Source organism: Gloeocapsa sp. DLM2.Bin57 (assembly GCA_007693955.1).
In the GTDB taxonomy this organism is placed as follows: Bacteria; Cyanobacteriota; Cyanobacteriia; order Cyanobacteriales; family Gloeocapsaceae; genus Gloeocapsa.
The window spans coordinates 1-19,348 of the sequence record RECR01000058.1 but is presented as its reverse complement, the minus strand read 5'-3'; the positions used below and the strand labels follow the sequence as shown (position 1 = coordinate 19,348).

At 39.0% G+C, this 19,348-nt stretch carries 21 protein-coding genes and 1 pseudogene; 12 read left to right on the top strand and 10 right to left on the bottom strand.

Features of this window, described 5'->3' with window-relative positions:
- Positions 1 to 38 precede the first annotated feature (38 nt).
- Positions 39 to 3,989 carry a DNA-directed RNA polymerase subunit beta' gene (locus EA365_05895; protein TVQ46197.1) on the top strand — a complete coding sequence of 1,317 codons (3,951 nt, stop codon included), beginning with the start codon at positions 39 to 41 and terminating at the stop codon, positions 3,987 to 3,989.
- Positions 3,990 to 4,029: 40 nt separating this feature from the next.
- Positions 4,030 to 4,371: a hypothetical protein gene (locus EA365_05890; protein TVQ46196.1), complete on the top strand. Its 342-nt coding sequence runs from the start codon at positions 4,030 to 4,032 to the stop codon at positions 4,369 to 4,371.
- On the opposite strand, the gene EA365_05885 is transcribed toward EA365_05890, so the two are convergent.
- Genes EA365_05885 through EA365_05875 form a run of 3 tightly spaced genes read right to left on the bottom strand, consistent with a single transcriptional unit; the run spans position 4,361 to position 6,433 of the window.
- Positions 4,361 to 5,440, bottom strand: coding sequence for a glycosyl transferase (locus tag EA365_05885; GenBank protein TVQ46195.1), 1,080 nt, complete (start codon positions 5,438 to 5,440; stop codon positions 4,361 to 4,363). The two genes, EA365_05890 and EA365_05885, sit on opposite strands and share 11 nt — an antisense overlap.
- A 4-nt stretch (positions 5,441 to 5,444) precedes the next feature.
- Positions 5,445 to 5,888, bottom strand: coding sequence for a peptidase (locus EA365_05880; GenBank protein TVQ46194.1), 444 nt, complete (start codon positions 5,886 to 5,888; stop codon positions 5,445 to 5,447).
- Positions 5,889 to 5,941: 53 nt separating this feature from the next.
- A complete protein-coding gene (locus tag EA365_05875) occupies positions 5,942 to 6,433 on the bottom strand; it encodes a tetratricopeptide repeat protein (GenBank protein TVQ46193.1) in 492 nt (163 codons plus the stop codon).
- Between the two features lie 95 nt (positions 6,434 to 6,528).
- On the opposite strand from EA365_05875, the gene EA365_05870 reads away from it, so the two are divergent.
- From EA365_05870 to EA365_05845, 6 genes are read left to right on the top strand one after another with little or no spacing between them, the layout of a single operon-like run.
- Positions 6,529 to 6,702, top strand: a complete 174-nt coding sequence (locus EA365_05870) for a DUF3285 domain-containing protein (protein ID TVQ46192.1) — start codon at positions 6,529 to 6,531, stop codon at positions 6,700 to 6,702.
- Entirely contained in the window at positions 6,699 to 7,199 is a 501-nt protein-coding gene (gene ybeY / locus EA365_05865) for an rRNA maturation RNase YbeY (protein TVQ46191.1), read from the top strand. Before EA365_05870 ends, ybeY begins: the two co-directional genes overlap by 4 nt.
- Positions 7,200 to 7,257: 58 nt before the next feature.
- On the top strand, positions 7,258 to 7,713 hold the full coding sequence (locus tag EA365_05860; GenBank protein ID TVQ46190.1) for a diacylglycerol kinase family protein: 456 nt from the start codon (positions 7,258 to 7,260) through the stop codon (positions 7,711 to 7,713).
- 3 nt (positions 7,714 to 7,716) lie between these two features.
- Positions 7,717 to 8,307, top strand: coding sequence for an aminodeoxychorismate/anthranilate synthase component II (locus EA365_05855; protein TVQ46189.1), 591 nt, complete (start codon positions 7,717 to 7,719; stop codon positions 8,305 to 8,307).
- Positions 8,308 to 8,314: 7 nt separating this feature from the next.
- Entirely contained in the window at positions 8,315 to 9,088 is a 774-nt protein-coding gene (locus EA365_05850) for a Zn-dependent hydrolase (protein ID TVQ46188.1), read from the top strand.
- A 2-nt stretch (positions 9,089 to 9,090) separates the two neighbouring features.
- Positions 9,091 to 10,389 carry a M24 family metallopeptidase gene (locus EA365_05845; GenBank protein ID TVQ46187.1) on the top strand — a complete coding sequence of 433 codons (1,299 nt, stop codon included), beginning with the start codon at positions 9,091 to 9,093 and terminating at the stop codon, positions 10,387 to 10,389.
- A gap of 7 nt (positions 10,390 to 10,396) precedes the next feature.
- Here EA365_05845 and EA365_05840 read toward each other — a convergent pair whose 3' ends face one another.
- Together EA365_05840 and EA365_05835 are read right to left on the bottom strand one after the other, a co-directional pair.
- Entirely contained in the window at positions 10,397 to 11,137 is a 741-nt protein-coding gene (locus EA365_05840) for an SIMPL domain-containing protein (protein TVQ46186.1), read from the bottom strand.
- Between the two features lie 37 nt (positions 11,138 to 11,174).
- Positions 11,175 to 12,452, bottom strand: coding sequence for a recombinase family protein (locus EA365_05835; protein ID TVQ46185.1), 1,278 nt, complete (start codon positions 12,450 to 12,452; stop codon positions 11,175 to 11,177).
- A gap of 326 nt (positions 12,453 to 12,778) precedes the next feature.
- Between EA365_05835 and EA365_05830 the strand changes: the two are divergent.
- Positions 12,779 to 13,687, top strand: a pseudogene (locus EA365_05830) (hypothetical protein).
- A 7-nt stretch (positions 13,688 to 13,694) separates the two neighbouring features.
- On the opposite strand, the gene EA365_05825 reads toward EA365_05830, so the two are convergent.
- Positions 13,695 to 14,294 (bottom strand): glutathione S-transferase family protein, encoded by a 600-nt coding sequence (locus tag EA365_05825; protein TVQ46184.1) that lies wholly within the window; start codon positions 14,292 to 14,294, stop codon positions 13,695 to 13,697.
- Between the two features lie 9 nt (positions 14,295 to 14,303).
- On the opposite strand from EA365_05825, the gene EA365_05820 reads away from it, so the two are divergent.
- Entirely contained in the window at positions 14,304 to 15,623 is a 1,320-nt protein-coding gene (locus tag EA365_05820) for a Mur ligase family protein (GenBank protein ID TVQ46183.1), read from the top strand.
- 53 nt (positions 15,624 to 15,676) lie between these two features.
- On the opposite strand, the gene EA365_05815 is transcribed toward EA365_05820, so the two are convergent.
- A complete protein-coding gene (locus tag EA365_05815; GenBank protein TVQ46182.1) occupies positions 15,677 to 16,615 on the bottom strand; it encodes an NAD-dependent epimerase/dehydratase family protein in 939 nt (312 codons plus the stop codon).
- Positions 16,616 to 16,631: 16 nt separating this feature from the next.
- Positions 16,632 to 17,306 carry a 5'/3'-nucleotidase SurE gene (gene surE / locus EA365_05810; protein ID TVQ46181.1) on the bottom strand — a complete coding sequence of 225 codons (675 nt, stop codon included), beginning with the start codon at positions 17,304 to 17,306 and terminating at the stop codon, positions 16,632 to 16,634.
- A gap of 86 nt (positions 17,307 to 17,392) precedes the next feature.
- Here surE and EA365_05805 point away from each other — a divergent pair, with 86 nt between their 5' ends.
- Positions 17,393 to 18,073 carry a YgcG family protein gene (locus tag EA365_05805; GenBank protein ID TVQ46180.1) on the top strand — a complete coding sequence of 227 codons (681 nt, stop codon included), beginning with the start codon at positions 17,393 to 17,395 and terminating at the stop codon, positions 18,071 to 18,073.
- Here the strand turns inward: EA365_05805 and EA365_05800 are convergent.
- A complete protein-coding gene (locus tag EA365_05800) occupies positions 18,070 to 18,453 on the bottom strand; it encodes a DUF4346 domain-containing protein (GenBank protein ID TVQ46179.1) in 384 nt (127 codons plus the stop codon). The genes EA365_05805 and EA365_05800 overlap by 4 nt on opposite strands.
- Positions 18,454 to 18,501: 48 nt before the next feature.
- Positions 18,502 to 18,726, bottom strand: a complete 225-nt coding sequence (locus EA365_05795; GenBank protein ID TVQ46178.1) for a DUF4327 family protein — start codon at positions 18,724 to 18,726, stop codon at positions 18,502 to 18,504.
- Positions 18,727 to 18,850: 124 nt separating this feature from the next.
- On the opposite strand from EA365_05795, the gene EA365_05790 reads away from it, so the two are divergent.
- A complete protein-coding gene (locus EA365_05790) occupies positions 18,851 to 19,102 on the top strand; it encodes a DUF29 domain-containing protein (protein ID TVQ46177.1) in 252 nt (83 codons plus the stop codon).
- Positions 19,103 to 19,348 lie beyond the last annotated feature (246 nt).

Genomic DNA, 19,348 nt, shown 5'->3' with positions numbered 1-19,348 from the left:
TAAACCCGTTCCACCTAAATTTAAACTGAGCAAAAAATATGGTATTCTACAACAAAATTATAGACAAGGGCAGTCTCAAAAAATTAATCGCTTGGTCTTTTAGTAAGCATGGCTCAGCACGTACCGCTCAAGTAGCAGATGAACTCAAAGCTATGGGTTTTCGTTACGCAACTAAAGCAGGTGTGTCTATTAGCGTGGAAGATTTACAAGTACCCGATGCTAAACGGGAAATGCTCAAAAGTGCAGAAGCAGAAATCGAAAAAACCGAGACAAGATACGCTAAAGGGGAAATTACAGAAGTAGAACGCTTTCAAAAAGTAATTGATACCTGGAATAGTACCTCAGAAGCTCTCAAAGACGAAGTGGTAGAGAACTTCAGAAAGACAGATCCCCTGAACTCAGTCTATATGATGGCTTTTTCGGGAGCCCGTGGTAACATGAGTCAGGTACGCCAATTAGTAGGAATGCGTGGACTAATGGCTAATCCTCAAGGGGAAATTATTGACCTACCCATTAAAACCAATTTCCGCGAAGGCTTGACTGTTACAGAATATATTATCTCTTCCTACGGCGCACGCAAAGGTCTCGTAGATACCGCCCTCAGAACCGCAGACTCGGGTTATCTAACTAGACGTCTCGTAGATGTGTCCCAAGATATGATCGTCAGAGAATATGACTGCGGCACACAAAGAAGTGTAACAGTAGAACCAATGCGCAGCGGCGATCGCATCGTTATCCCCCTGAGCGATCGCTTGTTTGGGAGAGTATTAGCACAAGACGTAATCGACCCTAAAACTCAAGAAGTAATCGCTAGCCGTAACCAGGAAATAGACCAAGAACTAGCGGATAAAATTAGTGCAGTTACCGATAAGGTAGAAGTACGTTCAGCTCTAACCTGTGAAGCTGCTCGCTCAGTCTGTCAAAAATGCTACGGATGGTCACTAGCTCACGGAAAATTAGTTGACCTTGGCGAAGCAGTAGGAATTATTGCAGCTCAATCCATCGGAGAACCAGGAACTCAGCTAACCATGCGTACCTTCCACACAGGAGGGGTCTTCACAGGAGAAGTAGCTCGTCAAGTTAAAGCCGAACAAGCAGGTAAACTAGTCTTTAAAGGAGTTAACACCCGCAAAGTACGTACCCGCCACGGCGACGAAGTAGAACAGGTAGAAATACCAGGAGATTTGGTTATCGAAACAGGTGGTAAGAAAAATATCACTATTTCTGTAACCCCTGGTTCTGTTATCTACGCAAAAGAAGGAGAAACCGTCAACAAAGGTCAATTACTCGTAGAGATATCTTTAGCTAAACATCAAAAATCCACCGAAAAAGCCACTAAAGACGTAGCCTCAGACCTCGCAGGAGAAGTACTCTTTGGGGATATAACCTCTGAAGAAAAAATAGACCGCCAAGGGAATGCTACTAGAACCGCAAGTCGTGGAGGTTTACTCTGGATTCTCTCAGGAGAAGTCTATAACCTGCCACCAGGAGCAGAATCTGTAGTCAATAATGGTGACCAAATAGAAGTAGGGACAATTCTAGCGGAAACTAAATTAGTGACAGCTTCAGGAGGCGTAGTTAGACTAGAAGAGGGTAGCCGTGAAATCGAAATTATTACCGCTTCGGTAGTTTTAGACCGCGCTGAAGTGACAATCGAAAGCAGCGCAGGGACAGAACAATACGTCATTGATACCTATAGCGGTCAACGCTTCCGTCTGATCGCTACCCCAGGAATGAAAGTCCAAAATCATCAAGTAGTAGCAGAATTACTCGACGATCGCTATCAAACACATAGCGGGGGAATTATTAAATACGCAGGGATAGAAATCGCCAAGGGAGGACGTAAACAGGGTTACGAAATTACTAAAGGAGGTACAATCCTCTGGATACCAGAAGAAAGTCACGAAGTTAACAAAGATATCTCTCTGTTAGAAGTAGAAGACGGACAATACGTAGAAGCTCACACCGAAATAGTTAAAGATATCTTCTGTCAAAGCGCAGGAGTCGTAGAGGTAATCCAGAAAAACGATATTCTACGGGAGATTATTATTAAACCAGGAATCTATTATCAAGATATAGATCCTTCTTTCCAAGATCAAATACCTAATAACACCGTAGTTAGCCCAGGAACAGAAATTACACCAGGAATTATAGTAGAAGAATTAAGTTACTGTGAATTCCTCGAAACCTCTATGGGTTATGGTATTCTCTTACGACCAGTACAAGAATATACCATAGAAACTGAAGCAGGAACACCGTCTCAAGATTCTATCAATCAAGAGGGTAATCATAGTATAGAATTGCGCTCAGTACAAAAACTATTCTATAAAGACGGCGAAAGAGTAAAGTCAGTAGAAGGTGTGTCTTTACTTAGTACTCAACTAGTCCTAGAAATTCAATCACCATCTGAATATGCTAACGCTAATCTCAGCGCTGATATAGAATTGATTAGTGATCCAGTAGATGAAGAGGTCAAACGTCTCCAGTTAGTCGTACTAGAATCCCTAGGATTGCGCAGAGATAGCGATCATGACCCTCTAGCAGGTACTATCCAAACTAGACTACTCGTTAAAGATGGTGACGAAATTCCACCAGGAGCGATCGTCGCTCGCACAGAAATACAATCGAAAGCAGAGGGAGTAGTACGAGGTATCCGTGAAGGAGTAGAAGCAATTCGCCGTATTCTGATTATGCGGGAAGCAGATCTACACACGATACCCTGTTCTGGTAGTAAGCTCAAAATCGGTCATCTAATCGTCGGAGATACCGAAATCGCCCCAGGAGTAAATAGTCCCGAATCAGGTCAAGTCGTTGAGGTTCAACCAGACTCCGTAACTATACGTCTGGCTCGTCCCTATCGCGTCTCCCCAGGAGCTATCCTACATATTAATGATGGAGATTTAGTACAACGAGGTGACTATTTGGTCTTACTCGTCTTTGAACGTTCCAAAACAGGGGATATTATTCAAGGTTTACCCCGTATCGAAGAACTTCTCGAAGCTCGTAAACCAAAAGAAGCTTGTGTACTTTGTCGTCGTCCGGGAATCTGTCAAGTTCAGTATCTAGACGATGACTCCGTAGAAATTAAAGTTGTCGAAGATAATGGCACGATTAGTGACTATCCCATCGGTCCTGGTCAAAGCGTTGTAGTTTCAGATAATCAAAAAGTAGAAGCAGGACAACCTCTCACTGATGGTCCTTCTAATCCCCATGAGATTCTCGAAACCTTCTTTAATTACTATGTGGAAATTCAGGGAATCTATGAAGCAGCTTGTGGAGCGATCGAAAAAACTCAGAAATTCCTGGTAGATCAGGTTCAGTCAGTATATCAATCTCAAGGTATCGATATCTCTGATAAACACATCGAAGTGATTGTACGTCAAATGACCTGTAAAGCTCGTATAGATGATAGCGGAGATACAACAATGCTCCCTGGAGAGTTGATAGAAATACGCCAAATAGAACAAGTTAATGAGTCTATGGCGATCGTTGGTGGTGCACCTGCTCGTTATACTCCAGTACTTTTGGGCATAACTAAAGCTTCTTTGAATACCGATAGCTTTATTAGTGCTGCTAGTTTCCAGGAAACCACAAGAGTACTAACAGAAGCGGCGATCGAAGGTAAGTCAGATTGGTTACGAGGACTCAAAGAAAACGTCATTATTGGTCGTCTGATTCCTGCAGGTACAGGTTTTAACGCCTATGAAGAGTCGTTGCTAAACAATTATGAACCAGGAGAAGAATCAGAACCACAGACTTATGATTCAACATCTAAATCCCGCAATTTCCGTAAACTCGAAGTTCCAGAGGAAGAGTATGTCGATGAGTCTTACGATATCTATCCTAGTGTGGACTCAGAAGATATGGTTGTAGATGATCGCACCGCTAGAGTTTATGCTCAAGAAGTAGCAGAAGTATCTCCCTATGATTCTAGTGAGTTTGAGGAAGATGACCAGGATGATTATGATTTAGAATCAGAAGAGGAATAAAATGCTTGAGTACTATGATCTGTATTTCTAACTAATCATCATGTCATCTAATCACAATCAACATGAGCACAGACAGGATAATCATCCTGTCGGTCATCATCATCATCCCCACGTTCATAGTGAGGCTTCTTTACGCAAGATAGTTAACCGTCTTTCTCGTATTGAAGGACATATTAGAGGTATTAAAACCATGGTCCAGGAAAGTCGTCCTTGTCCTGAAGTTTTAGTCCAAATCGCCGCGGTAAAAGGAGCAGTCGATCGCGTGGCTAGGTTGATTCTTGATGAGCATTTAAGCGAATGTATCACACGAGCCGCACAGGAAGGTAATATAGAAACAGAAATCGAAGAACTCAAAGCAGCACTCGATCGCTTTATTCTCTAAAATATTCTAAAACCTGATTAGCTATAACCTCTGTACCATTTTTGCACAGGGGTTTTTCCTTTTGCGGGGCAATCAGAGGTTTAGTTAAAAATTCCCAATTACTTTGACTAAATTCTGTGACGCTAACAATCTGATGCCAAGCGTATTCTTTTAACCCATCTAACAGTAAACTAGATTCGGCAAAATCTTCCCGAGTTAGTGAAATAATGGGAATATCTAAGCGTAAAGCTTCAGCAAAAGTACTATATCCTGGTTTAGAAATTACCCTACCACACAGGGGCATAAAATCTACGGGTCGATAATGGTAATCTTGAACTTTAATCAGGTTAGGTAAATCCGGAGCTTGACTATCAAAAGTGATAAACTGCCATTGGGGGAAATTGTTCAGGTTTTCATAGGGTATTTTTTGTAACCCCAGACCACCAAAAGTTAATAAAACCGTTTGTTCAGTTGGACTAATTATGCCAAATTGAGCTTTTAATTCCTGAACAGCATATTTCGGTGTTCCCCCAGTTAAACCCACATCAGTAATGTTGGCAAAAGCACTCATAGACTCAGATAAAGGAAGACGAAATAGGCGATCGCACTGTTGATAACCTTGAGCAATCCAATCAGCTATAGCCGTAAATTCCCCTCCCCAAGGACGATAAATAAAGTCCCAACCGAAATTACCCATCATCCAACAGGGAATACCCGCTCCTTGAGCGATTAATGGTGCTAAATTGGGTATATCAGCTAAAACTAAATTAACCCGATTGTTTTTCAGATAATTGACTTCACTCGCCACTATACTTCTGCAGCTTTTTTGCAATTGCTGCATTTGCGCAAGGGTAGTCTGTTTATCCATAGTCAAGCTATCCGCTTGAATAACTCCTACATCAAAACTGCGAGGACGATAAATAAAATCATCTTCTAGATAAGATTCTAGCAACCAACGCGGCGCACCAGTAGTAAAGATGATCACTATTTCAGGATAGAGTTTTTTGAGCAACCCCGCTACAGATGCTACACGAACAGCATGACCAAAGCCATGACTAGTAATAATTAGATTTAAAACTCTAGATTGCATAAGATTACTCAGGATTATCCACAGGACGTAAACGAGTCAGCCTTAGTTTAAAATTCCCCCCTCCTGTTTCACCAAAAGCACGTACTCTCACAATATAAGTACCCGATTCAGTAATACGTAAGAATAATAGAGAATTATTAGTGCCATCTGGTCCATCGTCATTTTCACCAATTTTAGAGCCATCAGCAGCGATTAGGGAAACTATAGGATCAAAATCATCAGAGATTAAGTCAATCACTACCTGATCATTTTCCTCTAGATAGACATAATAATCTCTAGCAAAACCACCCTCTCCCGTAGGAATATCTTTATCTGAGAGGATATCTTCTACCTCGTTATTAGAAGGTAAAGATAGAGGATTATACATTCTTAGTTGCGCCCAACTAGGAACAGTAGTATAAATAATAGTGCCGACAGTCAGTACAGCGGTTAAACAATACTTGTTCATTGATGAGATTTAAATATTCACCAATCATAATAACAGTAAAAAAGGTCATAATTCTAGAAAAGCTGATCACGACGATAATTAGCCCAGTAATCACCTGGACGAATAGTTAAAGCTTCTGCATAATAAGAGATCGCCGTGGTATAATCTCCTAATAACCGCCAAACATCACCCAAACGATAAGTCGCCCAATAATCGTCAGGATTTACACTTAAAGCTTGATTGAAACATAATAAACATTGAGCATAATCTTGTAGATACTTAAAATTCAAATAACCCTGCTCATACCAACACCAATAATTTCTTGGTTTCAACTTACAAGCTTTACTATAACTCTGATTCGCTTCTTGATAATGACTCAACAATTCTAAAACCTTACCCCGTCGATACCAAGACCAATAATCATTCGGATAATATTCTAGAGCTTTTTCATAACTAATCAAAGCTTCCTGATACCATCCTCTATTTCTATAGAGGTTTCCCTGTTGATACCAACTTTGATAAGAATCAGGACGACACTCAAGTATTCTTAAAATCGTTTGAGTCATTATTTAGCATAAACAAATTATACTTACTATATACTATTTAAGCAAAAATCGCAACAAACTGTTACATTGAGATTAAGAGTTTTAAAGATAGCTAAATGAACGAAACACAAGAACAAATCGTAGAAACACCTTTAACCGAGAAACCAAGTTATACCAAATTAGCCATGCGCAATATGGTACGCAAAAAAAGTAAATCCTTGACACATTTTGCTTTAACTACGTTTGGTTTATTAGCTTTTCTCGTTGGCATATCCTATCTCACCCGATGAAAGTTATCGTTAATATTCAAGGTGAGGATTCTCAGTTAGGATCATCTCAACCCATTCCACTCGCAACTTGGGAAGATTGGTTTCAAACTTGGCTAAATGATTTAGAAACCGAACTCCCTGAAGCAGAAGCTTATGAGTTGAGTTTGAGACTAACTGATGATCAAGAAATAACTCAATTTAATTCTCAATATCGTCAGCAAAATAACCCGACAGATGTGCTAGCTTTTGCAGCATTAGAAGCAGACATTCCCTGGAGTGAAGAGTTAAACTCAGAACCACTTTATCTAGGGGATTTAATTATCTCTCTAGAAACCGCAGCTCGTCAAGCCCAAACTAAAGGACATTCTTTAAAACTAGAATTAGCTTGGTTAGCTAGTCACGGTTGTCTCCATCTCTTGGGATGGGATCACCCTGACGAAGCAAGTCTAGAATTAATGCTAGATCAACAAGAAAATCTGCTGAAATTGGTAGATTTAAGCTTTGACTTGCTCAAATAAAAGATCAAGCTATACTAAAATATCATCTTAAATTAAACAGTAGTTGATTCCTAAATTTATGAACCTGGATCTACAATTAATCAAAACTAACTCTACAGCTAATCAGGGTAAGCCAGATCGTAGCTTGGCTTGGCGAATTGCTCCCAATCTCTTTTTAAGCTTTATGTACGCTTGGGCAGGAATACTTTATGCTTTTAATACCCAACGTAATTTTAGAATTCACACAGCGATCGCTATTCTAGCAGTTACCCTCGGTTTAATCGCCCATATTAATGCCGTAGAAATGACTATCATTATCTTAACGTCTTCTTTAGTCATGGTGTTAGAATTATTAAATACGGCGATCGAGTCAGTAGTAGATTTAACGGTTAAACAAACCTATCACGAATTAGCTAAAATAGCTAAAGATTGTGCAGCAGGTGCAGTATTAGTCTCAGCGATCGCCGCTGTTTTAGTAGCTTGTTTTATTCTGTTACCTCCTTTATCTAGTATTTTCTTAACCCTTTGGAGTTAAACCTTGATCCTCGTTATTGATAATTACGACAGTTTTACCTATAATTTAGTTCAATATCTCGGTGAACTTCAAGAAAAGTTCCCTGTAGCTCAACCAATCAAAGTCTATCGTAACGACCAAATTGACCTAGAGACGATTACTCAAGCCAATCCTCATGGTATAGTAATCTCTCCAGGTCCAGGAAGACCAGAAGATTCGGGAATTTGTCCCCAACTAATCAGCTTATTAGGTCCAAAGATACCTATTTTAGGGGTTTGTTTAGGACATCAAAGTATCGGTCAAGTTTTTGGTGGTAAGATAATTAACGCACCTACTCTAATGCACGGTAAAACCTCAGAAATCTATCATCAAGGTGTAGGAGTATTCGCCAACCTCAGTAATCCCTTTACCGCGACTCGCTATCATAGTTTAATCGTAGCCAAAGATAACTTACCAGAGACCTTAGAAATTACCGCTTGGACAGAAGATAATATTATTATGGGTATCAGACATAAAGATTATCCCCACATTCAAGGGGTACAATTTCATCCCGAAAGTATCTTAACCAATTCTGGTAAAGAACTATTAGGCAACTTTTTAGCATCTCTGGGTTAAAAATTCCATGGAGAGAAGAAAATTTCTAATTTACACAGCAGCTAGTCTAGCTACGATCATATCTTGGCAAGGTTATCAAGCCCAAACCCCCAATAATAGCGTAACCATAGAATGGTTAGGACATATGAGCTTTTTATTCAGGGGAGAAGGAATAAGGGTACTAGTTAACCCCTTTGCGACCTTAGGATGTACCGCAGGTTATCGCTTACCCAGAGTAGAAGCAGATTTAGTACTATTGAGTAGTTTTCTCTTAGACGAAGGTTCAGCAGAAGACTTACCAGGTAATCCACAAGTCTTGTACGAACCGGGTGACTATCAATACCAAGGAATTAGATTTCAAGGGATTGGGATACCCCACGATCGCGAAGGAGGAAGACGTTTTGGTACAAACGTAGCCTGGAGTTGGACTATGGGAGGATTAAGAATACTACATTTAGGAGGAGCAGCAGCCCCTCTAGGAATAGAAGAGAGAATCCTAATGGGAAGTCCAGATATACTACTAGTACCAGTAGGAGGAGGACCAAAAGCTTATAATCCTTCCGAAGCGATAGAAGCAATTTCTGTACTTAATCCCAGAATAATCATCCCTACACAATATCTTACCCCGGCAGCTGACCCTTTACAATGTGATTTAGTCAACGTCGATGAATTCCTAAACTTAGCTAATGATTCGACTATACAGCGTTTAAATACTAATCAAATAACTATCTCAACTCAAAATCTTCCCACTGAGGGAAGTTTAATTAAAGTTTTTAACTATCAAAATCTCTTAACAGTCTAAAAATGCAAATACCAGCTAGTGAATACGCACAACGTCGTCAACAATTAATGGCAAAAATCGGTAAAGGAACAGCTATCTTTCGTAGCGCTCCTACCGCAGTGATGCACAATGATGTAGAATATCTCTATCGTCAGGACAGTGACTTTTTTTATCTGACAGGGTTTAACGAAGCAGAAGCAGTAGCAGTATTAGCCCCCCATCACGCCGAACATCAGTTTATTCTCTTTGTTCAACCAAAAAACCCCGAACTAGAAACCTGGACTGGTTACCGTTTAGGAGTAGAAGCAGCTAAAGAAGCATTAGGAGCAGATCTAGTCTATTCTATTGCAGATATCGAGAAAGAATTACCTCAATATCTAGCCACAGCAGAACGAATCTATTATCATTTAGGACGCGATCACACCTTTAATCAACTGATTCTCTCCATTTGGCAAAAATTATTAGCGACAATCCCTAGAAGAGGTACAGGACCTGTAGGAATCGAAGATCCTAGCTTGATTCTTCACCCCCTACGTCAGATTAAAAGTGACGCAGAAATAGAAATGATGCGCATCGCTACCGGTATCTCAGCGATCGCCCATAATCGCGCTCGTGAATTTACCCAAGTAGGACAATACGAGTATCAGGTGCAAGCAGAAATCGAACATACCTTCCGTCTCAATGGAGCTTTTGGTCCTGCTTATCCCTCAATCGTTGCATCTGGTGATAATGCTTGTATCCTACACTATACCGAAAATAATCGCCAAATTCAAGCAGGAGATTTACTCTTAATCGACGCGGGTTGCTCTTTTGGTTACTATAACGGCGATATTACCCGTACTTTTGCTGTAGATGGTAAATTCACAGCTGAACAACAAGCTATATATGATCTAGTTTTAGAAGCTCAACTCAAAGCTATTGAGCAGGTAAAAGCAGGAAATACTTACAACCAGTTTCATGATACCGCAGTAGCAGTAATCGTAGAAGGTTTACTAGAGTTAGGATTACTGGTAGGAGACAAAGAAGAAATCATCACCCAAGAAAAATATAAACCCTTTTATATGCACCGTACAGGACATTGGCTAGGTTTAGACGTTCACGACGTAGGATTATATAAAACTAATCCCGAAAATTGGCAAGTACTCCAACCAGGACATATACTTACAGTCGAACCGGGTATTTACATCGCTCCTAATTTCCAACCCGCAGAAGGTCAACCAGATGTACCCTCCCATTGGCGTGGTATTGGTGTTCGCATCGAAGATGATGTCTTAGTTACTCCCACAGGAAACGAAGTCTTAACCGCAGCTGTAGCTAAATAATATAGCGCTACTTTATTGCCAAGGTTACAGACACTACAGCAGTAATATCTTTTTCAACAGAAGAAGTATCATAAATACCATAGTCACTGACATCGGTAGAATTGCGACTAGTAATTTGAAAAACTCCAGTTCGAGCAGCGCGTAGGGATCCTACTTCTATTCCTGTACTTTCGGCGATCGCTTCAGCTCTAGCTTTAGCATCTTTAGTAGCTTCTGCTACCATTTCTACTCGTAATTGATCTAATTGAGTATAGAGATATTGTGGTGATTCAGAATAGAGATTTATACCCTGGGCTAGTAATTCTGAAGAAGTTTGGGATAAGTCAGTATATTTATCTACATCACTGGAACGAATTTCAAAACGTTGAGTTAAGCGATAAGCGAGAATCTCTCCTGTTTCTCTGCCATTATAATCTACTTCGGGAATAGAATAGGATTCAATAGCGCTAACGGTGATAACTTCATCAGGTACTTGTTGTGTTTTGAGATAAGCTCGCAAAATTGCGGTTTGTCTCATCAAATCTTGATATGCTGACTGAGGATCTTGTTGTTGAGTAGATACTGAAAAGCGCCAAATAATATAATCAGAAGTAATAGGTTGTTTAGCCGATCCAGTGACAACTAGAACATCATCAGCTCGTCTAATTGTTTTTAACCCTGTAGTAGCAATCCAAGAACTGATCACTAAAGATAAAGATAAAATCGTTAATCCCGCTAATAATTGTGGAAAGGGTTGAGAGTCTTTCATGATCCAAAAAATCCCCAGCTTGTTCTACTTTAAGACGTTAAAACAGAAATAATAGTTCCAATTTCCACTGGGAATCACAGCGATAAAGCTGTATCTCACGGATAAATTCTCGAAAATAAAAACGGCGTTCAGCTTCTGATAAGTCTAACCAAAATTGGGGTAAAGAAATGGTTGGAGCGATCGCTATCAGATTAATTGGGGGTAATTGAGCGATTTTTCCTTCTAGAGTAGCTATTTCGGTTTTTAATTGGTAGATACGTCTCGTAGCTGTTTGAGAGTCAAAAATACCTTGAGTTTCTAGTTGGGGAATTTGCGCAATAATATCTTGCTTTTGCTTAATTTCAGCCTTAAGAGTGGTTTTAAAATCTTCTAACCCTACTGTTTGTCGAGTTGACACTGCTTGAGGTAAATCTAGACAGATACGTTCAATAGTAGCAGTCAAAACCTGATCATAGGCGATCGCCCCACATTTAGGACTTTTTGGACAATCTCTCGTCCTCAGATAAAGATACTCGGTTTTTTGTTTTGCTTTAGTTACTTTAGTGATATTGAGGGTATGCTGACATTCTTGACAGACTACTAAACCGGCGAGGGAACGAGATGCACTCGCACTACGAGGAGGTAAACTACGATTACGTTTTAATAATCGATCGATTTGCGCAGCTTCTTCCTTGGAGAGAATAGGGGTATGGGTATTAAGCATAATTTCTCCAGTAGAAGAGCCTAAATTACCACGATAGACAGGATTAATTAACCAGTTGCGCGCGGTAGAAACAGCAATTTTTTTAGCGTATTTCTTCTCTAGATAACGTTGACTTTTGCGCAAACAACCATATAATAAAAAATGTTCAAAAAAGTCCTTAACTACAGGTGCAGTAGCGCGATCAACCAGATAGCGATCTTGACCTCTACGATAACCATAGGGTGCTTTTCCAGGTGGTGGAAGGGTTTTAATCCTTTTATTTGCGTGTCCTCGACGTAAGTTACGACTATTGAGTTGAGTATTAATTCTGCTCAATATTTGACTAAGATTAGATTTTAGTGTTGAGGTTTGATAGTCTTCTGCTAAACCGATAACTTCTATTCCTAGACTTTCTAATTGTACTAGGCGATCGCTTATTTCTGATAAAGAATCCCCTAACTCTACTAAACTACGCAATAACAAACGTTGGGGGGGTTGAGATTGACAATCTAGACATAATTGTTTTAGCTGTTCACGGTTACCGATATCTTGATAGATATATTCTGCTGCTATCTCCTCCCTTGGGGATGTATCTAATAAGGGATCAATATAAATATAAGCGATCGTTAACAATGGTTCCTACTTAAAATTCACTACAATATTGAGTTATTTTTATTATATACCCTAGCCTGGTTGCTGCCACTTTTTTTACCTTTCCGAGGAAGTAAAAGGTTATTGGCAAGCCTTACACTGTGGTAATATATAGTTAAATTATCGAACTAAAACCAAGTTAAGATATGCGTTTTATCAATCAAAGAGACTTTCTAAAAAGCAATAGTAAATTTCGCAAGTTTCTCTTATTATCAATTATTGTTGGCTTATTTTTAGTTTTAGTTCAAATAATTTCTAGCTTTCTCAATAAATCAGAAATTGCCCCAGATATTCACTATCTTAAGACAATTCCTCCCCAAGCAGAACAGGTTGAAACAGGTATTTTTGCCCTTAATCTCTACAATCTTGAGGTGTCAAGTAATACTTACTACCTGGATTTTTATATCTGGTTTAAATGGAAGGGTGAAATAGATCCTACTGAGAGTCTAGAATTTGGTAATGGTGTAGAACAATGGGGTATGACTTCAGTTCCTATTTATGAAAAGCCAGAAGAACTACCCGATGGCAGTTACTATCAAGTATGGAGAGTAGAAAGCAGGTTTGTACAACCACTAATTCTTAATCGATATCCTTTGGATCAGCATAGTTTAAACATCCTGGTGGAAAATTCCATTTATACCATCGATCAACTAGTTTATATTGCTGATTCCACACAGTCAGGCTATTCAGCTGGTATATCCATTCCTGATTGGAAGATTCAGGGTTTTAACCTGTCGAGTATGGTACGTCAATATCCCAGTAACTTTGGCGATCCTCGGATTGGAGAGAAACCTCAATACTCAATTGTTCGATATTCTTTGAATATAACTCGACCTGCAAACTTCTTTGTTTGGAAGCTTTTGTTACCTTTAATAATTGTTGTTGCTGTTAGTTGGGGTCCTTTGTTATTAAATCCACAACATATTGACTCAAGAATTACATTACCCGTAACAGGTCTTTTAACAGCTGTATTCTTACAACAATCTTACTCAGCTAATCTGCCAGATATTGGCTATTTAGTTTGACTAGATAAAATATACGTCATAGTATATATTCTCATTTTTATTTCTATACTAGAAGCAATTGTAACCGCTGAATGGATTCAGAATGAAACTCCAAACGGTTACCAGCGAACTGTGAAACTTGATAGAATGATGTTAACAATTCAACCCATTGTTTTAATTGTTAGTATTGTGCTAATAATTCTCTTGTCTTAGCAATTTTTTACCCTATTTTAATATAGTTAGGTTGTGATTCAATTCTCCTAAACCAACTAAGTATAGCAGGATAACCACATAAATCAAATCCTCCCTCTTCTGCGACATGGGTATAAGCGTATAAACCAATATCAGCGATACTATAATTATCCCCTACAAAAAACCTGTGTCTAGTGAGATGTTGTTCCATCACATCTAAAGCTGCATAACCTTTAGGTTGTTTTTCGGCTAAAATCCCTCGATATTTTTCCGCACCATTGAGATAACGAATCAGATAACGAGATGTAGCGATATAGGGTTCATGACTATACTGTTCAAAGAATAACCATTGGAGCACTTGAGCACGTTTTAGTCTATCATTGGGGAAAAATTCGCTATTTTCACTCAAGAAATACATAATTGCGTTGGATTCCCATAAAAATTGTCCCCCTTCCCATTCTAGTACAGGTATTCTCCCATTAGGATTTTTTTGGAGAAATTCTGGTGTACGAGTCTGTTGTTCGATAATATTAATATTAATCCATTGAAAAGGTTGCTGTAATTGTGTTAAAAGTAGTTTGACTTTATAACAATTTCCCGAATTAACATCACCGTAAACTTTAACCATTTGTTCTCTATGTTATCTTCTCTGCGTTTAATTTTAGCTGTAAATATCTCTAGGTTAATTACTTTTTTGGTAAAAACTTTACAATTAGGTGCAGCTAGCGTCTTACCTGGGGCGATCGCTTTACGTCTTTATCCCGAGATACTCTCTTTAATGTGTCAACAGATTAGTCAGGGTATTATTTTAGTTTGTGGAACTAATGGTAAAACTACTACTTCTTTATTAGTTAAAAATATTCTTACTCTACAAGGTTATAAAGTTGTCCACAATGAAACTGGTGCTAATCTAGTTAATGGGTTAGTTACCGCTTTAATTAATCAAGCTAATTGGCAAGGAAAATTAAGAGCAGATTATGGTATTTTAGAAGTAGATGAGAATATTTTACCACTGGTTGTAGATACAATTCAACCTAAGTTTATTTTAGCTCTTAATTTATTTCGTGACCAGTTAGATCGCTATGGGGAAGTTGATAGCATTAGTCAACGTTGGCAACAGGCGATCGCTAATCTTCCTACTGAAACTATAGTTATTCTCAATGGTGATGATCCTACCCTAGCTTATTTAGGTCAAAATTTAACACAACCAGTCTTCTTTTTTGGTTTAAATCAACCTGAACTCTCTGTAGATATTCTCGACTATGCTACTGATTCTACTTATTGTCCTCGTTGTGGTTCTGCTTTAGATTATCACCATATTTATCTCTCTCATTTAGGTGATTTTCATTGTCATAACTGCGGTTTTACTAAACCAGAATTAGCTATTAATAGTCAAGAATGGTCACAAATTTTAATAGGAGTTTATAATAAATATAACACTATAGCAGCAGTTTTATTAAGTTTAAAAATAGGTATAAAAGCAACAATAATCAATCAAGCCATAACGCAATTTAAAGCAGCTTTTGGGAGAGCAGAAGAAATAATCATTGATAACAAAATCGTCAAAATATTATTAGCGAAAAATCCTGTAGGACTAAATGAAACAATCAGAGCAGTACACCAAGCTAATCAAGGAGAAAATACTGTTACATTATTAGTCTTAAACGATCGCACTCCTGACGGAACAGATGTATCATGGATTTGGGATGTAGATACAGAACAATTAACCCAATTACAGGGTAAAATTATTGTTAGTGGCGATCGCACTTATGACTTAGCATTACGAATGCAGTATAGTAATCCCTCCCCTGAACATTTAATCGTTATTGATAACCTCTCTACAGCGATTAAAACTGCTTTAGATAACACCCCAATGGCAGTACCCCTTTATATCTTACCTACCTATTCAGCCATGCTAGAAGTAAGACAACTACTCACAGGTAAAAAAATTCTTTAATTAGGGAAGGGGACTTAGCAAAACTGTCCCCCTAAAGAGCAATCAAAGTATATTTATCTAAGTTGTTCGAGGATTTCTTCATCTAGAGAAAAATCAATCTCTTTTTTATCTCTTCCTGAAGCTAGATAGTCGTTTTCCCAGGAGTCTTTTAACCCTGAGACTAGATCGTATTGGGGTTGCCAATTTAAATCCGTCATAGCTTTGTGAACATCAGCAAAAAAGTGCTGTACTCTGATAGGGAAAGGTTTATTCTTACCGAAGTTAAAGTCTTCAGGATTGTAATGTAAAATACGAACCTGATCCCGAGATTTACCCATAGCTTCAGCACAAGCATAGGCTAAACCGTCAAAAGTGACGTAACGTTCACCAGAAATATTATAAATCTGACCAACAGCTTGGGGATTACCTAAAACCGCAGCCATAGCAGTAGCTAAATCAGCTACGTGTCCGAATTGAGTAATATGTAAGCCATTTCCTGGAATAAGTACAGGGCGATCGCGCCAGAGACGGTCAAAAAACCAAGCTTCTAAATCATTATAGTTTTGTGGTCCATAGATATAAGTAGGACGTATGGAAGTCCAAGGTAACCCTATTGTCTCTAGATATGCTTCTGTCTCATATTTACCGCGGTGACGACTTTTGGGATCTACAGGATCTCCTTCTTGATGGGGTAGTTGATCAGTAGGTAGATAAACTCCCGCGGAACTGACATAGACGAAGTGTTGGACTCTAGCTTGGAAGATTTCCCCTAGGGGTTGAGTATCGCTTAATTCTCGTCCATTATTATCAAAAATAGCGTCAAATTCTTCTTTAGCTAGTTTTTCTGTTAATTCTGTAGGAGAAGTGCGATCGCCGATGATTTGTTGGACACCTTCGACGGGAAGGGGTTTATTGCCCCGATTAAATAACACAACAGAATGACCCGCAGCTACTAAAGTTTTGGTTAGATAAACTCCAATAAAACGAGTTCCCCCCATGATTAAAATGCGCATATATTTCCTCTTTGATTTAAACCTTAAGTAAAGTTACGGCAATATTACCCGAAAAACAGACATCTACATCGCTTCCTGGCGATCGCTCTCTTTGGGCGTATTCACCGTGATAATAGTATAAATCCCCTTCTATTCGATAATTAACTGGTAAAGGATGATTACTAGGTTCACAGAAGATAATTTCTGGTTCTGGTTTTCCTGTTTCTAGGTGAGGTAGATTGACATTCCAAAAGTAACCAGGTTCGAGAGTTTTGACTAACAATACTTCTAACACCTTTTTGGTGAGATTAGTAGCTTTTGACCAATCTATCTCTAGGGGTTTTTTAATCCAATGAGAAATCGCTATACCTGGGATACCGTGAATCGCTGCTTCTCTTACCGCTGCTACCGTACCAGAGGTATAAACATCTACACCAAGATTACCTCCCGCATTGATACCTGAAAGGACGTATTTAGCTTCCTGATTCAGGTGAGTAATAGCGATACGCGTACAATCTGCAGGTGTTCCATCTATAGCGTAGGCTGTCTCATTGCGACGTTGTACCTGAATAGGGCGATGAGTGGTAAACTGATGTCCACAACCTGAGAGATGGTCTTTTGGTGCTACAACTAGATTCTCTAAGGCAATCGCCTTGGCTAATGCTTCTAACCCTGGTGCATCAATTCCATCATCGTTAGTTAAAATAAACATCTTTGCTGTTTTTCTCTTGATTCAATGTAATTGTAACTTCAATTAGCTGCGAAAATATAAGGATTAACCTAACCAATTCCAGACCAATGAAACGTTTACTACTCAGCTTATTATTATGCACTCTCTTAGTGAGTAACATTTTTTCTACCCCAGCTTGGGCTACGAGTGTTGATGATTTCCCACCCCCTGATAGCAATACCTGGGTGATTGACCAAGCAGAGGCTATCAGTCGCGCCAACGAGGGCAAATTAAGCACTAATCTAGCTAATTTAGCCAAAAACACCGGAAATGAGCTGAGAATCGTCGTACTTCGTCGTCTTGATTATGGCGAAAATATCGCTAGTTTTAGCGACGAACTCTTTGAGACTTGGTTTCCTACTCCTGAGACTCAAGCTAATCAAACTTTAGTAGTTTTGGATACCTTAACTAATAATGCTACTTTACGTCGGGGGGAAAATGTCCAATCTCTTCTCGACGATGCTAAAGTTAATAGCATTTTAGAAGAAACGATTCAAGTTAACCTCAAACAGGGTGATAAATATAATCAAGCTATCCTAGAAACAGGCGATCGCCTAGTGGCGATTCTTGCCCAAGAAGCAGATCCAGGACCGACTCAAATCGCCGAACCCCTTAAGCTTGAGGGGACTTTCACCGAAGCGGAAGACACTAAAAAAGGTAGCGCTACTTTGTGGGTAATTGGACTATTAGTTTTAGCTACAATTATCCCCATGGCTACTTACTTTTTTTACGTTGGCTTTTCCAACTAATCCTGAATATATTCTGTACCTGTAACCAAAGCAAACTCAGCCCGCATAAATTCTCTTCCTAAGTAGGCAGCGTGATCTAACATAGTAAGAGGACATGGTTGAGTTTGCTCAACAATTTTGACACAGATTTCTTTTGCGCTTCTACCAGTGAACACTTGTTCTGGCTGACGTTCTACTTTTCCTTTCGCGGGTATCACTTTTCCTGTAGCGGGATCTGCGGCTAAACCCTGTTCATTGATAATATTGCTATAGTGTTTGGCACAAATGAGTTTAGCTTCGCGATCTAAATAGATAATAAAGTACCCACCAGGATCTAAGGCTATATCTCGCTTAGATAATTCTTGGTCAATAGCGGTAATAGAGTCTATCAGTTCAGTCATCACCAGATAAATTTCCTTAAAAGACCGCTACTTATAATACCATGTTCCTTAGTCAGATGCCCAGGCTTCTTGTGGAATTAGATCAATGATTCTATCTCTGAGTAAAAAGTCGTTTTCTTCTAATTCTTTCTCGATACAGCGCCATTCTCCATTAGGAAAAAACTGACAAAGGCTATAAATTCTCTGTTGGCGACTGACTCGCCCGGTTTGGACTAACTGTAGGGTTTCTTCTTGGATCATACTGATCGAATAGCTTCTTGTGATTGTTGCCATAGTCACACCTCACGCTTATTTAGTCTCTATCTCGATCTTAGCTTATTTAACTGCTAGAATATATCAAGATTTATTGCATCGATAATCTTAAGATTCTTATTAACTAAAATTTGACGACAGACAAGTGTACAATACAGACTATTATCTTTGGACACAACAACAAGCAGAAGTCTTGAAAAAAGCGGCATTAGAAGATATTGACTGGCTAAATCTTATTGAGGAAATTGAGGGGTTGGGTAAAAGCGAAAAGAGAAGGTTAGAAAGTTACCTGACTCAGTTAATGGTTCATTTGTTTAAATTATCTTTTTGGTCAACAGAAAAACAGTATAACCAAAAACACTGGGAAACAGAAGGGCTCTCGGTGTACATGCGGTGATAAGCTTTCACAAGAATGGTTATAGGCAAGAGATGCAAGAGATGCAAGAGATGCAAAAGAGAAGAAAGTGAACTTTAAATACAATTTACCCCATAGTGCCGAGAGAGCCAACAGAAGTAGCTGATTTTCGCTATGAAATTGACAAAGTTTTACAAGATAATCCCTCTTTAAATTATTTAGCTTAACCGCGAGAAGCCTCAAGCTTTATTTTCTCAAATAAGCGTGAGATGAATCGCGTCCTTATTT

Bases quoted from the DNA above. Each gene is read 5' to 3' on its own strand.
- EA365_05895 (TVQ46197.1), top strand. From the start codon at position 39: ATGGTATTCTACAACAAAATTATAGACAAGGGCAGTCTCAAAAAATTA.
- EA365_05880 (TVQ46194.1), bottom strand. From the start codon at position 5,888: ATGAACAAGTATTGTTTAACCGCTGTACTGACTGTCGGCACTATTATT.
- EA365_05840 (TVQ46186.1), bottom strand. From the start codon at position 11,137: ATGAAAGACTCTCAACCCTTTCCACAATTATTAGCGGGATTAACGATT.
- EA365_05825 (TVQ46184.1), bottom strand. From the start codon at position 14,294: ATGGTTAAAGTTTACGGTGATGTTAATTCGGGAAATTGTTATAAAGTC.
- EA365_05870 (TVQ46192.1), top strand. From the start codon at position 6,529: ATGAACGAAACACAAGAACAAATCGTAGAAACACCTTTAACCGAGAAA.
- EA365_05795 (TVQ46178.1), bottom strand. From the start codon at position 18,726: ATGGCAACAATCACAAGAAGCTATTCGATCAGTATGATCCAAGAAGAA.
- EA365_05815 (TVQ46182.1), bottom strand. From the start codon at position 16,615: ATGCGCATTTTAATCATGGGGGGAACTCGTTTTATTGGAGTTTATCTA.
- EA365_05800 (TVQ46179.1), bottom strand. From the start codon at position 18,453: ATGACTGAACTGATAGACTCTATTACCGCTATTGACCAAGAATTATCT.
- EA365_05850 (TVQ46188.1), top strand. From the start codon at position 8,315: ATGGAGAGAAGAAAATTTCTAATTTACACAGCAGCTAGTCTAGCTACG.
- ybeY (TVQ46191.1), top strand. From the start codon at position 6,699: ATGAAAGTTATCGTTAATATTCAAGGTGAGGATTCTCAGTTAGGATCA.
- surE (TVQ46181.1), bottom strand. From the start codon at position 17,306: ATGTTTATTTTAACTAACGATGATGGAATTGATGCACCAGGGTTAGAA.
- EA365_05885 (TVQ46195.1), bottom strand. From the start codon at position 5,440: ATGCAATCTAGAGTTTTAAATCTAATTATTACTAGTCATGGCTTTGGT.
- EA365_05820 (TVQ46183.1), top strand. From the start codon at position 14,304: ATGTTATCTTCTCTGCGTTTAATTTTAGCTGTAAATATCTCTAGGTTA.
- EA365_05860 (TVQ46190.1), top strand. From the start codon at position 7,258: ATGAACCTGGATCTACAATTAATCAAAACTAACTCTACAGCTAATCAG.
- EA365_05845 (TVQ46187.1), top strand. From the start codon at position 9,091: ATGCAAATACCAGCTAGTGAATACGCACAACGTCGTCAACAATTAATG.
- EA365_05875 (TVQ46193.1), bottom strand. From the start codon at position 6,433: ATGACTCAAACGATTTTAAGAATACTTGAGTGTCGTCCTGATTCTTAT.
- EA365_05805 (TVQ46180.1), top strand. From the start codon at position 17,393: ATGAAACGTTTACTACTCAGCTTATTATTATGCACTCTCTTAGTGAGT.
- EA365_05890 (TVQ46196.1), top strand. From the start codon at position 4,030: ATGTCATCTAATCACAATCAACATGAGCACAGACAGGATAATCATCCT.